The sequence below is a fragment of the Micromonospora sp. WMMD998 genome (assembly GCF_029581235.1).
Taxonomy (GTDB): domain Bacteria; phylum Actinomycetota; class Actinomycetes; order Mycobacteriales; family Micromonosporaceae; genus Micromonospora.
In genome coordinates this window covers 533,249-547,159 of the sequence record NZ_CP120740.1, presented here as the reverse complement: position 1 = coordinate 547,159, position 13,911 = coordinate 533,249, and the positions used below count along the sequence as shown (strand labels likewise).

14 protein-coding genes are annotated in these 13,911 nt (G+C 72.3%); 11 read left to right on the top strand and 3 right to left on the bottom strand.

The genetic code is table 11. From position 1 onward, the window contains the following. Window positions 1-23: 23 nt before the first annotated feature. The 4 genes from O7619_RS02600 to O7619_RS02585 are packed head-to-tail and all read left to right on the top strand — an operon-like array spanning window position 24 to window position 3,694. A complete protein-coding gene (locus tag O7619_RS02600) occupies window positions 24-512 on the top strand; it encodes a cupin domain-containing protein (RefSeq protein ID WP_282285433.1) in 489 nt (162 codons plus the stop codon). After that, a complete protein-coding gene (locus tag O7619_RS02595; protein WP_282285432.1) occupies window positions 509-1,759 on the top strand; it encodes a class I SAM-dependent methyltransferase in 1,251 nt (416 codons plus the stop codon). Before O7619_RS02600 ends, O7619_RS02595 begins: the two co-directional genes overlap by 4 nt. After that, window positions 1,756-2,808, top strand: coding sequence for an NAD-dependent epimerase/dehydratase family protein (locus O7619_RS02590; protein WP_282285431.1), 1,053 nt, complete (start codon window positions 1,756-1,758; stop codon window positions 2,806-2,808). Before O7619_RS02595 ends, O7619_RS02590 begins: the two co-directional genes overlap by 4 nt. Before the next feature lie 13 nt (window positions 2,809-2,821). Continuing rightward, window positions 2,822-3,694 (top strand): Gfo/Idh/MocA family oxidoreductase, encoded by an 873-nt coding sequence (locus O7619_RS02585; protein WP_282285430.1) that lies wholly within the window; start codon window positions 2,822-2,824, stop codon window positions 3,692-3,694. 45 nt (window positions 3,695-3,739) lie between these two features. On the opposite strand, the gene O7619_RS02580 is transcribed toward O7619_RS02585, so the two are convergent. Beyond that, window positions 3,740-4,318: a hypothetical protein gene (locus O7619_RS02580; protein WP_282285429.1), complete on the bottom strand. Its 579-nt coding sequence runs from the start codon at window positions 4,316-4,318 to the stop codon at window positions 3,740-3,742. 193 nt (window positions 4,319-4,511) lie between these two features. Here O7619_RS02580 and O7619_RS02575 point away from each other — a divergent pair, with 193 nt between their 5' ends. The 7 genes from O7619_RS02575 to O7619_RS02545 all read left to right on the top strand — a co-directional run bounded on the left by O7619_RS02575 (window position 4,512) and on the right by O7619_RS02545 (window position 12,084). Continuing rightward, complete coding sequence (locus tag O7619_RS02575; protein ID WP_282285428.1) at window positions 4,512-5,804, top strand: efflux RND transporter periplasmic adaptor subunit; 1,293 nt, start codon at window positions 4,512-4,514, stop codon at window positions 5,802-5,804. A gap of 70 nt (window positions 5,805-5,874) precedes the next feature. Next, window positions 5,875-6,627: a response regulator transcription factor gene (locus tag O7619_RS02570; protein ID WP_282288651.1), complete on the top strand. Its 753-nt coding sequence runs from the start codon at window positions 5,875-5,877 to the stop codon at window positions 6,625-6,627. A gap of 14 nt (window positions 6,628-6,641) precedes the next feature. Then, complete coding sequence (locus O7619_RS02565; RefSeq protein WP_282288650.1) at window positions 6,642-8,309, top strand: HAMP domain-containing sensor histidine kinase; 1,668 nt, start codon at window positions 6,642-6,644, stop codon at window positions 8,307-8,309. Between the two features lie 45 nt (window positions 8,310-8,354). After that, window positions 8,355-9,572 (top strand): efflux RND transporter periplasmic adaptor subunit, encoded by a 1,218-nt coding sequence (locus tag O7619_RS02560; RefSeq protein WP_282285427.1) that lies wholly within the window; start codon window positions 8,355-8,357, stop codon window positions 9,570-9,572. After that, window positions 9,572-10,312, top strand: a complete 741-nt coding sequence (locus O7619_RS02555) for an ABC transporter ATP-binding protein (protein WP_282285426.1) — start codon at window positions 9,572-9,574, stop codon at window positions 10,310-10,312. Before O7619_RS02560 ends, O7619_RS02555 begins: the two co-directional genes overlap by 1 nt. Then, a complete protein-coding gene (locus tag O7619_RS02550) occupies window positions 10,309-11,502 on the top strand; it encodes an ABC transporter permease (protein WP_282285425.1) in 1,194 nt (397 codons plus the stop codon). The genes O7619_RS02555 and O7619_RS02550 overlap by 4 nt, the downstream gene beginning before the upstream one ends. 21 nt (window positions 11,503-11,523) lie before the next feature. Then, window positions 11,524-12,084, top strand: coding sequence for a DUF5666 domain-containing protein (locus O7619_RS02545; protein WP_282285424.1), 561 nt, complete (start codon window positions 11,524-11,526; stop codon window positions 12,082-12,084). A 130-nt stretch (window positions 12,085-12,214) separates the two neighbouring features. Here O7619_RS02545 and O7619_RS02540 read toward each other — a convergent pair whose 3' ends face one another. Together O7619_RS02540 and O7619_RS02535 are read right to left on the bottom strand one after the other, a co-directional pair. Further along, the gene (locus tag O7619_RS02540) at window positions 12,215-13,003 is read right to left on the bottom strand and encodes an ABC transporter permease subunit (protein WP_282285423.1); all 789 of its coding nucleotides are present in this window, start codon (window positions 13,001-13,003) and stop codon (window positions 12,215-12,217) included. Continuing rightward, window positions 12,996-13,910: an ABC transporter ATP-binding protein gene (locus O7619_RS02535; RefSeq protein WP_282285422.1), complete on the bottom strand. Its 915-nt coding sequence runs from the start codon at window positions 13,908-13,910 to the stop codon at window positions 12,996-12,998. Before O7619_RS02535 ends, O7619_RS02540 begins: the two co-directional genes overlap by 8 nt. Between the last annotated feature and the right edge of the window lies 1 nt (window position 13,911).

Below are 13,911 nucleotides of genomic sequence, written 5' to 3'. Positions count from 1 at the left end.
ATGGTTCCGCTTGGGAGGAAACGATGAACCACGCCGAGTACACGAAGAGGGTGGACGAGGAGCGTTACCCCGACGACCCGCACGTTCCCCTGGACGAGCCATTCGTCAACGCCGCGGGCAGCATCCTGAACGTGCTTCTCGAGAGGTTCACGTCGGTGGCACTCATCGAGAGCCACCCCGGCGCGGTGCGCGCCAACCACTATCACAAGACCGACTGGCACTACGCCTACGTGCTGTCCGGCAGCGTCGTGTACGGCTGGCGGCCCGCGGACGGCACGGACGGCATCCAGGTACGGACGTTCGAGGCGGGCCAGCTCTTCTTCACCCCACCCCTGGTGGCGCACGTGATGTACTTCCCGGAGCGGACCAGGTTCATGACGTTCGCCCGGAACAGACGCGACCACGAATCCCACGAGAGCGACGTGGTCCGCGTACCGCCGATGTTCGACCTCACCTGGTCGTCCTTCGCCGGGCGGTACGAGTACACCGTCGCCACCGGATCGCCGTCGTGACCGCGGTGCGGGAACGCCGCACGTGCGCGTTGTGCGGCACCGGGACCGCCGGGCACGTGGTCCTGTCACTCCCGTCCACCCCGTGCGCGAACGGTTTCGTGGACAAGCCGCAGGAGCAGGAGCGCTTCCCCCTGGACCTGCAACTCTGCCCCGCGCCGGAGTGCGGGCACCTCCAACTCGCCGCGGTGGTCAGCCCGTCCCTCCTGTTCGACGACTACGTCTACGCCTCGGGCACGTCGCCGTCGTTCGTCAGGCACTTCGGGAACTACGCCGAGCGGGCGATCGACCTGCTCGGCCTGGACGAGAAGTCGTTCGTCGTCGACGTCGGGTCGAACGACGGAACGCTGTTGCGGCAGTTCGTCGATCGGGGTGTGACGGGTGTGCACGGCATCGAGCCGGCACGGGGGATCGCCGAGATCGCCGAATCGCGAGGCGTACCCACGACGGTGGCCTTTCTGGACTCCGCCCTCGCGCGCGACCTGCGGGACCGGTTCGGGCCCGCGAACCTGGTCACGGCGAACAACGTCTTCGCCCACATCGGTGACCTGGCGCAGGCCGCCTCCGCCGTGCGCTCCCTGCTCGGCCCGCGCGGGGTGTTCGTCTTCGAGGTCTCCTACCTCGCCGATGTCGTCGAGGGCCTGCTGTTCGACACGATCTACCACGAGCACGTCGCCTACCACGCCGTCCGCCCGCTGGTCCGCTTCTTCGACCGGATGGGGATGACGTTGTTCGACGTGGAGCGGGTCCCCACCCACGGCGGCTCGATCCGGGTCCACGTGGCGAACGACGACCGTGCCGTCAGCCCGCGGGTGGCGGAACTCGTGAAATCCGAGGAGGAGGCGGCGCTCTTCTCCGCCCGGACGTACGAGGAGTTCGGGGAGCGCATCCGGACCCGGGGGCAGAAGCTGCGGGAGCAGATCGCGGCCCTGAAGCACGACGGATGGCGCTTCTGCGGTTACGGCGCGCCGGCGAAACTGACGACCCTCATGTACTCCTTCGCACTCGACGCGGACGACGTCGAGTTCATCGTGGAGGACAGTCCGCTCAAGCGTGGCCTCTTCACACCCGGCACGCACATCCCCGTGGTCGGTCCGGAGAAGCTCGCGGAGGTGTCCGGTCAGCGGTACTGCGCACTCGTCTTCGCCTGGAACTACTACGACACCATCGTCGCCGGCCACGCGGACTGGTCCGGTCTCTGGATGAATCCGCTGACCTTGGCACGGCTGGACGGGAGAGCAGTCGAATGAGCACCCTCATCGATTCGGATATCGACGACATCTGCGTCGGCCTCGGGGAGTACGCACAGCGGTTCGACGGCAGGCGGGTCCTGATCACCGGCGCCCGCGGGTTCGTGGGCCAGTACCTGACGGCCGTCTTCCGGAGGCTCAACGCGAAATACCTGCGCGAGCCCTGCCAGGTCCTGGCGATGGACAACCTGCGGACGCCCGCCGACGGCGGCGCCGCACCGCTGGAGGACCCGCACATCACCTTCGTCGAGCATGACGTCGTCCTGCCGTACCGCCCGGGCGGGAAGGTCGACTTCGTCGTGCACGCGGCCGGCATCGCCAGCCCGTACTACTACCGCAAGTTCCCGCTGGAGACCATGGACGTCGCCACCCACGGCCTGCGGAACATGCTCGACGTCGCGCGTGCCGACGGGGCGAGGCTGCTGTTCCTGTCGTCGTCGGAGATCTACGGAAATCCCGACGCCGCCCACGTGCCGACCGCGGAGGACTACAACGGCAACGTCTCCTGCCTCGGTCCGCGTAGCTGCTACGACGAGTCGAAGCGATTCGGCGAGACACTGCTCCAGGTCTACGTCCAGCAGTTCGGCGTGGAGGCGGTGATCGTCCGGCCGTTCAACGTCTACGGGCCCGGCCTGAGTCGTGAGGACTACCGCATCATGCCGAACATCGCGGTCCGTCTCTCGACCGGACAGGCGATCGACGTCTACGGCGACGGGACCCAGACCCGCACGTTCTGCTACGCCACCGACGCGATCGTCGGGTTCCTGCTGGCGCTGCTGCGGGGGCGCCCCGGCGAGGCGTACAACGTGGGCGCGTCCGGTCCGGAGGTCTCCGTCATCGACCTGCTGGAGCTGGTACGCGACGCCGTGCCGGCGCCGGACCTCAAATACACCGTGCGGGACTATCCGGACAGCTACCCCGGTGACGAGCCGATGCGGCGCTGCCCGGACCTGGTCAAGGCGTTCGACCACCTGGGCTACGAGCCGACCGTGCCCTTCACCGACGGCCTGCGGAAGTTCATCACCTGGTCCCAGGAGTACTACCGGTGATCCCGTGCCGCCGATGAGGCTGGGGATCGTCGGCACCGGGCGGTGGGGGTCACGGTACGTCGAGACCGTCGCCCGCCTGTGGCCGGAAGGAGAGGTGCTGATCTCGGACGTGGCCGGGCGCCGGGATTCGCCTGGGGCGTTCATCCGGAGCGCCGCGGTGGACGGGGTCATCGTCGCCACACCGGCGGCGACGCACCACGCGATCACGATGGAGGCGCTCGACGCCGGCGTCCCCGTGCTGGTCGAGAAGCCGCTCGCGCCCACGCTGAGCGAGACGCTGTCGATCCGGGACCGTGCGGAGGCGCGCGGAGGCACGGTCATGGTCGGCCACCAGCACCTGCACGCCCCGGCCTTCCGGGAGCTGCGCGAGCGGATCGCGGGGCGGTCGGTGCGGGCGATATCCGGCACGTTCGGCGGCGACGGGCCGGTGCGCGCGGACTGCGACGTGCTCTGGGACTATGGTCCGCACGACTTCGCCATGGCGCTCGACCTGCTCGGCGACCAGGGGCCGGTGACGCGGGAGTACGCACGGTGCGAGGTCCCGGCGCCGGGCCGGCAGGACTGGGAGGTCGGCGTCCGCGTCGGCGGAACGCCGGTCAGGTTCCGTTTCACGAACGCCGCGACGGCCCGACACCATCGTTTCCGGGTGCGGTTGAGCGACGGCGGCGAGTACCGGTACGACGACTTCGCCCCGCACCGGTTGACCCTCGACGACGTCCCGATCGACGTCGCGGACACCTTGCCGCTGGACAACCAGATACGGGCGTTCGTCGCGGCCGTCCGCGGGGACGGCGTCCCGTCGAGGACCTCCGATCTGGCGCTCGCGGTGCGGGTGGCCGAGGCGCTCACCAGCCTCAGTGCGACCCCGGCCGGCGCCGACGTCTGATCTGTGGCGCTGTCGGTCCTCCGGCCGACCACCCGGTGGTGGAGGTCAGTTCGGTGCCGGCGGGCTGACCGGCGCGCAGGCAGTCAGCGCCTCCTTCGCCTTCGCGTCCGACGGGTCGAGACTGTCCGGGTCGACGCCACGCCCGTTGAGGCAGGTGCGGTAGGCCACGTCACGTCCGGCGCCCGGCGCGTCCGACCCGCCGGGCCCGCCCCGCCCGCCGGGCCGCTCGCCGGGCCGTTCGGTCGGCATCAGCGAGGAGCACGCCTCCTGCGCCTTCTGCCAGGTGGCCTCGTCGACATCCGCTGGCCGGCCCATCCCCGGGAACCGGCGTCCCGCACCGCCGGACGGGCGGGCCGTCGGGAAACCGGACGGGCGGGCCGTGGAGAAGCCTGACGGGCGGGCCGTGGGGCGGGCCCGGGGAGAGCGGTCCGGGTCGGCTGAGGGCAGGACGACGCCGTTGTCGCGCAGGCAGTTGCGGTACGCGACGAAGGCGTTGTTCCCCCCGCCGTCGGTCGCGGTCGCGGTGGCGGTGGGGGCGCTGTCCCCGCCACAGCCGGTCAGCAGCGCCGACGCGGCGGCGGTCAGGATGGCCGCCAGCAGGCGACTTCTTCCAGTCTTCGACACGGAAACTCCTCAGCCTTTTCCGGGGCCCGCCCAGGCAAGCTGCCTCAGCTCCGGGGCGCCTCGGACCCGGCTGGGAGTTGCCTCGGAGCTTCCCGGCGACACCGCGCCGACCCGTCGTCGGAGCCGCTCCTTTGAGGCAACTCCGAGCTGAGACCGAGCCGCCGGAGAGGAGCGCCCGGCAGACTGACCCGTCATGGGAGACGGCCAGACCCGACTGTGGCGCACTCGACGGGGCCGCTGGGGGGCCGCTGCCGCCGGTGCCGCGCTCGTGCTCGCCGCCGCCGGGGCGTTGGTGTTCACGGGGGGCACCGACGAGGTGCCGGCCCGGCCGGTCACCGTCGTGGTCGACCGTGGACCTGTCGAGATCGAGGTCGCCACCACGGGCACGGTCCAGACGACGACCACCCGGGCGCTGAGTTTCACGGTCTCCGGCACGGTGGCGGGCGTTGCCGTCCGGCCCGGCACGGTGGTGCAGGCCGGGCAGCAGCTTGCCACGCTCTCCGACGAGGACGTCGCCACAGCGGCCGGTGCGGTCGACCGTGCCGAGCAGGATCTCGCGGATGCCCGCGGCGCGCTGGCCGAGGCGCGCGAGTCGGCCAGCGCGGCGTCGGACTGCCCGACCGCCGCTGTCCGCGCGGTCGGCTCCGCCAGCCGGGCCTCCCGAACCGTCGCGTGGATGTCGCCACAGCCCAGCGGGACGGTGACTCCGACTGCCCCGGCGGCATCGGGATCCGCGACGCCGACGCCGACCTCCCCCAGCGCGCCGCCCACCTCCCCCATCCACCCCGCTCCCACCCGCACGGCGCCCGCCAGCTCGGGCGCCGTGCGGCCCGAGGCGACGCGGGTGCCCGCCTGCGCCGGCGGATCATCGGGCGGAAGCGACCGGATCCTTGACGCCCAGCGCCGGGTGAACCAGGCCGAGGCAGCCGTGGCGGAGGCGGAGAGCACGCGGTCCGGCGTGACCATCATCGCGCCGATCCGGGGCACCGTCCTGGCGGTCGCCGGGAAGGTGGGCAGCGCGGTCGGGCGAGGAACCACCTTCATCACCCTGGCGGACACCTTCAGCATGCAGGTCGAGGCGAAGTTCCCGGAGGCGGACGCGGCGGCGATCGCCGTCGGGCAGACCGCCACGGTGGGCCTCGCCGACCGGGCCGGCGAGACGTTCGGGGCCACCGTCGTGCAGGTGGACCCGGCCGGCACCGCCGACGGCCAGTTGGTCCGTTACGGCGTCGTGCTCTCGTTCACCGAGGCCCCGAAGAACCTGCTGATCGGGCAGACCGCGGCGGCGACCGTGCGTACGGGGTCGGTGGCCGACGCGCTGCGTGTGCCCTCCACCGCGGTGCACGATGTGACGGACGGCCACGGCAGGGTGCGGTTCGGCGCCTCCGGTGAGACGCGGACGGTCGCCGTCGGTCTACGTGGTGATCAGTACACCCAGATCATCGAGGGTTTGGCTGCCGGCGACGTCGTCCTGCGGTCCTGGTGACAGCTGGGACACAGGTCCGGCACAGGCCGCTCCGAGGCGGGCCCGGTAGGCAGGATCGGTGCAGATCGACATCCCCCGACCGCCCGGGGGCGGCCCGGCTCCCGCTTCCGCCGGCACGACCGGCGCCGCCCGGGTCCTGGTGGTGGACGACGAGCCGAACATCTCCACGCTGCTCGCCGCCGCGCTGCGTCTGGTCGCGTACGACACGCGGGTGGCCGCCAGCGGCCGGGCGGCCCTGACCAGCGTCGAGGAGTTCGATCCCCACCTGGTCGTCCTCGACGTGATGCTGCCGGACCTCGACGGATTCGAAGTGGCCCGGCGGCTGCGTGCGGCCGGGCGGCCGGTGCCGGTGCTCTTCCTGAGCGCCCGGGACACGGTGGAGGACCGGGTGGCCGGGCTGGTCGTCGGCGCGGACGACTACGTCGCCAAGCCGTTCAGCCTCGAAGAGGTGGTGCTGCGGATTCGGGCCATCCTGCGACGCAGCCAACCTGAGCCCTCGGCGGTGCCGGAGACCTCGACGCTGCGCTACGCCGACCTGGAGCTCGACGACGGCGCGCACCAGGTGCGCCGGTCGGGCCAGTTGGTCGAGCTGTCACCGACCGAGTTCCGGCTCCTGCGCTACCTCCTGGTCAACGCCGGCCGGGTGGTGAGCAAGGCGCAGATCCTCGACCGGGTGTGGAACTACGACTTCGGCGGTGACGGGCGGATCGTCGAGTCGTACGTGTACTACCTGCGGCGCAAGGTCGACCGGCTCGGCCCACCACTCATCCACACGGTTCGCGGCGTGGGGTACACCCTTCGGCTGCCGACCGGGGACGAGTGAACGGCCGACTGGGGATGCGCCGGTGGGCGCACTGGACGCTGCGTTCCCGGCTCGTCCTCGTCATCGGCGCGCTCACCACGGTCGCCCTTCTCGGTGCGAACACGGCCGGATTCTTCCTGCTCCGTGGCTATCTGCTGGAGCGGATCGACGACCAGTTGACGGCCCAGGCCCGTCCGCTGCACGCCGGCCGCGGGCCGGGGGCGGTGCCCAGGCCCGGTGACTCCACACCGCCGGGGGTCGGGCCCTCCGCGAGTCCGGCCTCCCGGGCGGAGCCCGAACCGACGTCCGGTGCCGCGCGTGGTCTGCCCGGCCGGTTCGCCCGTCTGGGACAGGACCAGTTGGTCCTGGTCTATCGCCCGGACGGTACCCGAGACGCCGCACGCAGCAGCACACCGGCGACGGGGGGCCCGGATCCGGCCACGCTCGCCGAGGTGACGGCGCGAGCCGCGACCGGGCGTCCGTACACCGCTCCGGCCGGTGCGGGCGGGGACGACTGGCGGTTGCTGGCCGTGCCGGTCGGGCAGGAGGGCGCGGTGGTGGTCCTCGGCGTGTCCCTGGGCGAGGTGGACCGGACCGCCGAACGGTTGCTGCTCATCGACGGGGCGGTCACCGGCGCCGTACTGCTCGGGCTGGGCCTGCTTGCGGCCTCGGTGGTCCGGTTGGGGCTGCGCCCGCTGACCGCCATGGAGGGCATCGTCGCGGGTATCAGCGGCGGTGAGCCGACCCGCCGGGTCGACGGTGCCGACCCGCACACCGAGCCGGGGCGGCTCGGCGCGGCCGTGAACCTGATGCTGGACCGGATCGGCGCCGAGATGGCCGCCCGTGCCGCCTCCGAACGGCGGCTGCGTCAGTTCGTCGCGGACGCCTCGCACGAGCTGCGTACCCCGCTCACCTCTATCCGGGGTTTCGCGGAGCTGTACCGGCGCGGCGGCGCTCCACCGGGGCCGCCCCTCGACGAGGCGATGAGCCGCATCGAGGGCGAGGCGGCCCGGATGGGTGTGCTGGTCGAGGATCTGCTCCTGCTTGCCCGGCTGGACCAGCAGCGGATTCCGGTGTGGTGTCCGGTCGACCTGCTGGAGGTGGCCGCCGACACCATCCGTGACGCGCACGCCCGCACGCCGAGGCGGCGTGTCCGGCTGACCACCCTGGCCGACCGCGACGACTCGTTCGAGCCGCCGAGCGTGCTCGGCGACGAGCATCGGCTCCGCCAGGTTGCGGCGAACCTGGTCGGCAACGCACTCCAGCACACGGGGCCGGACGTGCAGGTCACCGTCCGGATCGGGCGGTTGCCCGCGCCACCGGACGACCCGGTTGTCCGGTCCGCCCCGCCGCCCGCGCCGGCCGGCGGGCTTGCGGTGCTGGAGGTGCACGACGACGGGCCGGGAATACCCGTGGAGCACGCCGGTCGGGTGTTCGAGCGGCTCTACCGGGTGGATCCCAGCCGTGGGCGGGGCAACGGCGGCGGCTCCGGCCTGGGGCTTTCCATCGCCGCTTCGATCGTGCACGCCCACGGCGGCTGCATCGAGTTGGTTACCGCGCCGGGCGCGGGAACGACGTTCCGGGTGCTGCTGCCCACCGCACCCGACCAGGCTGCCGGGCGTCCCACCGCCGGGGTACACGCCGGCGGCGGTGGCCCGGCCGACCAGCCCGAGTTGCGGACGGCGATTCCGAGCCAGCTCTGAGCTTCCCTGGAACGTTCTCCCAGCCGGCCGGTGAAGGCTTCGGCCATGCGTGTGCGCCTGCCGGCTCTCCTGCACCGGCCTCCCGTGGCGGTGAACGCCGCACTGGCCCTGCTGTTGCTCGGCGGCGGCTACTGGGCGTGGTCGTCGGTGACCGGTGACTCCGCCGCACAGGTGGAGCCCGGCCGGTCCGCCCGGTCGGTCGTGGTGTCGCGGGGCACGGTGACCGCCACGGTCACGGCGGACGGCTCGATCGAGAGCGCCACCACGGCGAGCGCGGGCTTTGTCACCGCCGGCACGGTCACCGACATCCGGGTGCGGGTGGGGCAGACCGTCAAGAAGGGACAGTTGCTGGCCACTGTTGATCCGGCCGCGGCCGAGCGGGCGCTCAAGCTGGCCCGGGCGAACCTGGACGCCGCCGAGAACGCGCTGGACCGGGCCCGGGCCGCCGACGGCGACACCTCCTCCGCCGAGAACGCGGTGACCCAGGCGGAACTCGCGGTCGACGAGGCCGAGGCCGGGGTCGCCGGGACGAGACTCGCCGCGCCGATGGCCGGCACGGTGGTCGCCGTCAACGGCACGGTGGGCAGCTCGTCCGGCGGTGGATCGACCGGCAACCCGGGTGGTGGCTCCCCCGGCGGTTCCGGTGGCCAGCAGGACGCCGGCACGTCGAGCACGGCCACCGGGTTCGTGGACCTCGCCGACCTGACCCACCTGCAGGTCAGCGCGGCGGTCGCCGAGGCGGACGCCACCCGGCTCAAGAGCGGGCAGACCGCCACCGTCACCTGGAACGCGCTGTCCGGCGCCCGGGCCGCCGGGAAGGTGACGGCCATCGACCCCCAGGCCACCACCAGCAACAACGTGGTCACCTACGGCGTGACGATCGGCTTGGGCGAGCTGCCGGTCGGCGCGAAGCCGGGGCAGACGGTCACGGTGAGCGTGGTCACCGGCACGGCCCAGGACGTCCTCCTGGTCAACTCGACCGCGGTCAGCGGCAGCGGTGACCGGCACACCGTCACCGTGGTCACGGAGACCGGCGAGGAGACGCGGCGGGTGCAGGTCGGACTCGCCGGCAACCAGGCGTACGAGATCACCTCCGGGCTTGCCGAGGGTGAGCGGGTCGTCCTGCCGGAGAGCAGTGCCGGGACCGGCAACACCGGCGGCGGCCCCCGGGGCGGCGCGAACCTTCCCGGCGGCGGTTTTCCCGGCGGCGGGTTCCCGGGTGGCGGCCAGGGCCCGCGGCAGGCCGGGAACGCGGGCCGCTGATGGACCTCCGGGACACGCCGCACCGTCCGGTCCTGGACGTCCGCGGGCTGACCAAGGTGTACGGCGAGGGGGACGCGGCGGTGCACGCACTGCGTGGCGTCGACCTCTCGGTCGAGGCAGGCGACTACGTGGCGATCATGGGTTCGTCGGGTTCCGGCAAGTCCACCCTGATGAACATCCTCGGCTGTCTCGACGTCCCGTCGGGCGGGCGGTACCTGCTCGACGGGGTGGACGTGAGCAGCCTCGCCGACCGGCAGCTCGCGCTGGTCCGCAACCGGCTGATCGGCTTCGTGTTCCAGGCCTTCAACCTCATCCCCCGCACCAGCGCGCTGGCCAACGTGGAGCTTCCGCTCGCGTACGCCGGCGTCCGCGCGACCCGGCGTCGGCGGCGGGCGATGGCCGCGTTGGACGCCGTCGGACTCGCCGACCGGGCCGACCACCACCCCAACCAGCTCTCCGGCGGGCAGCAGCAACGGGTAGCCGTGGCCCGGGCGCTGGTCACCGAGCCGGCTCTGCTGCTCGCCGACGAACCCACCGGCAACCTCGACAGCCACTCCACCGAGGACATCCTGGTCATTCTCGACCAGCTCAACGCCGCCGGTCGGACGATCGTGCTGATCACCCACGAAACGGAGGTCGGCGCCCGGGCCCGGCGTCTCGTCCGGCTCTTCGACGGTCAGGTCCGCGTCGACAACCGGCAGGACGTGCCGGGGCGGCACACGGCGGGAGTACCGAGGTGACCCTGGTCGAGAACCTCCGCTTCGCGCTGCGCGGGGTGACCGCCAACAAGCTGCGCTCGGCGCTGACGATGCTCGGCATCCTGATCGGCGTGGCGGCGGTCATCTTGCTGGTCGCGGTGGGCAACGGGTCAGCTCAGGCGATCACGAGCCGGATCGAGGCGCTGGGCACCAACACCCTCACGGTGACCGGCACCAACCGGGGCGGGGGCGGCGGCGGGCTCACCGTGGACGTGGCCGACGCGCTGGCCGACCCGGTGCTCGCTCCCGACGTACGGTCGGTGTCTCCGCTGGTCAGTGCCGCGGCCACGATGACCTACCACGGCGCGGAGCACGAGGTCGGCCAGTTCGTCGGCACCCGGCCGAGCTGGTTCGACGCCTCGAACTCGCCGGTCGCCAGCGGCACGGCGTTCAGCCGTGACGACGAGGCGCAGGGTCGTCGGGTGGTGGTCGTCGGAAGCACCGTCGTCGAAGAGCTGTTCGCCGGGGCCGACCCGATCGGGAAGCAGGTCACCGTCGGGGGTGCGCTGTTCACGGTGGTCGGCACGTTGGCCCCGAAGTCCGCGACCGGCTTTCAGGACCCCAACGATCTGGTGGTCGCTCCGCTGCGGGCCGTACGCGAGGTGCTGACCGGCTACGGGACGCTCAGCTCGATTCTCGTCGAGGCGAGAAGCCCGGAGCAGGTGGAGGAGGTGCAGGCGCAGATCGGCACGGTGCTCGCCCAACGCCTGCCGGGCACCGGCTCCGGCAGCACCCCGTACCGGATCCAGAACGCCGCGCAACTGCTCCAGACGCAGACCGAGACGGCCGACACGTTCACGGTCCTGCTCGGCGCGGTCGCCGCGATCAGCCTGCTCGTCGGCGGTATCGGTATCACCAACATCATGCTCGTCACCGTCACCGAACGGACCCGGGAGATCGGCATCCGCAAGGCCCTGGGCGCCCGGCGCCGGACCGTTCTGATCCAGTTCCTGACGGAGGCGACCCTGCTCAGCCTGATCGGCGGGGCGCTGGGGGTGGCCGCCGCGCTGGCCGGTTCCCGGTTCTCCATCGTGGGCGTGCGGCCGGTGATCGTGCCGAGTTCCGTCGTGCTGGCCCTCGGCGTGTCGGTCGCGATCGGGCTGTTCTTCGGCGGCCTGCCGGCGGCCCGGGCGGCCCGACTACGCCCCATCGACGCCCTGCGTTACGAGTAGCCCATCCGGAGAGGCGAGGACATGGACGACACCGACACCGTCATCTTCGAACGGGCGGGAGACGGAGCGACGGGGCCTCCGGACCGCGCGGCGGAGCCCGACGGTGACCTCTCCGCCGCGCTCGCCGCCGCCGCGCCACGCCGCTTGTGGAACCGGGGCACCTTCGTGCTGGCCGGCCTGTTGCTGGTGCTGGTCGGCTTCCTGGCCGGGACGCAGGTGCAGCAGCGCTGGGGGGATGCCCCGGCCGCAGCGCGACCCGGCCGCATGGGGGGCTTCCCGGGGGCGCTGCCCAGCGGGTTTCCCGGCGGGGGTTCGGGGCGCGGAGAGCCGGGCAGTGGGTCGACCCCGACATCCGCCGCGGCGGTGACCACCGGGAAGGCGAAGCTGATCGACGCCGGTGTCCTGTACGTGGAGACCGCCGACGGCACCGTGGTCACTGTGCGGACCGACGACCGCACCACGGTGCAGACCAGCCGGAAGAGCGAACTGGCGAAGATCAAGGCCGGGCAGACGGTCAGCGTGCAGGGCGACCGGTCGGCGGACGGCACGGTCACCGCCACCACGGTCACCGCCACCGGCTGACCCGGGCAAACGAACGCCTGGTCCGGCACCGGTCCTGCCCGGCGCCTCGACCGGCCGCCGCTGAATCGGCAGATCGCGTCCGTTCCGCCCGCCGCAACGTGAATGACGCCGGGCGTTTGTCACGTCGGGCTCAGGTGGTCAGGTCGCGCCGGTTGAACGCCAGCACGGCGATGGTGAGCAGCACCGCGGTGGTGGCGGTCAGGATGCTCAGGTCGGCCCATTGGAAGCCGTGACGCAGTGGTTCTCCGCCGATGTAGTAGTGGAACGGGGAGGCGTAGCGGAGGGCGTCGGCGTTGATCTGGGTGGCGGCGGTGCTGGCGGCGTAGGTGAGCACGGCGATGGCGGCGGTGCCGGCGAGGGCGGCGGCCCGGCTGCCGGTGGCGGCGCCGATGGTGACGGCGACGGCGCCGAAGACGATGATCAGCAGCGCCAGGGCGAGGCACTGGGCGGTGAACTGGCCGATGCTGATGCTGTCGAGTCGGGCGCCGGGCCGGACGGCGAGCATGGCCAGCAGGACCACGGCGGCGACGAGGGTGGCGCCGGCGGTGAGCGCGGCGAAGCGGTGCAGCAGCAGCCGGGTTCGGCTGACCGGGTGGGCGAGGAGCAGGTCGAGGTAGCCGGCTTCCTCGTCGCCGGCGATGGCGCGGGTGCCGGTGGCGATGCCGAAGATGACCGCGATCAGGGGCACGATGATGCCGAACACGCTGGAGCCGAGGTAGCCGGCGGCGGAGGCGAGGTCTTCCATCCGGAGCGCCTCGCGCAGCGCGGGGGAGAAGCCCTGCACGGTCTGTCCCATCGCGCCGTCGGAGACCTGCGGGTAGAAGCCGGCGTACGCGGCACCGACCAGGGCGGTGCCGGCGGCGAACCCGGCCAGGGCGCGCCGGCCGTCCCACAGGGTCTTGGTCAGGACGTCAGGCATGCGTGGTCTCCCTGCTCGCGGCGTCGGGTTGGTAGTAGGTGAGGAACAGGTGTTCCAGGTCGGGTTCGGTGGCGCGCAGCGCGGTGATCCGGTGCCCGGCGAGTATGCGGATGAGTCCGTCGGGGCTTCCGGCGAGGTGGAACACCGCGGTCGGGCCGTCGACGGCCAGGTCGGACACCTCCGGCAGGGCGACGAGTGCGGCTTCGTCGATCGGGCCGGCGAAGGTGACCTGGAATTGGTGGACGTTGCAGTCGCGGAGGCGGGCCACGGTGTCGAGCGCGACGAGGTGGCCGTCGCGGATGATGCCGACCCGGTCGGCGACCGCCTCGACCTCGCTGATGATGTGCGAGGACATGAACACCGTCTGGCCCGCGGCTCTGGCTTCGCGGACCAGATCGAGGAAGGTCTGTTGCGCCAGGGGGTCCAGCCCCGATGTCGGCTCGTCGAGGATCAGCAGGTCCGGGCGGTGCATGAACGCCTGCACCAGGCCGACCTTCTGCCGGTTGCCCTTGGACAGGGTCGTGATCCTCGCCGTGAGGTCCAACTCCAGCCGTTCCGCCAGTTCGGCGACGTCCGCCTTCGGTACGCCGCCGCGCAGGTCGGCCAGGAAGGCCAGGCACTCCCCGACCCGCTGCCGCGGGTTGACGACGAAGTCACCGGCCAGGTAGCCGAGGCGCCGGTGCAGCGAGACCGCGTGGCGGCGCGGGTCGTGCCCGAACAGCAGCGCGCGTCCGCTTGTGGGTCGGATCAGGTCCAGCAGCACGCGGATGGTGGTCGACTTGCCGGCGCCGTTCGGCCCCAGGTAGCCGAACACCTCGCCCTCGGCCACGGCGAGGTCCAGGTTGACCAGCCCGCGGCGGCGGCCGTACGTCTTGGTCAGCTTCTCCGTCTCGATCACCGCTCTCATG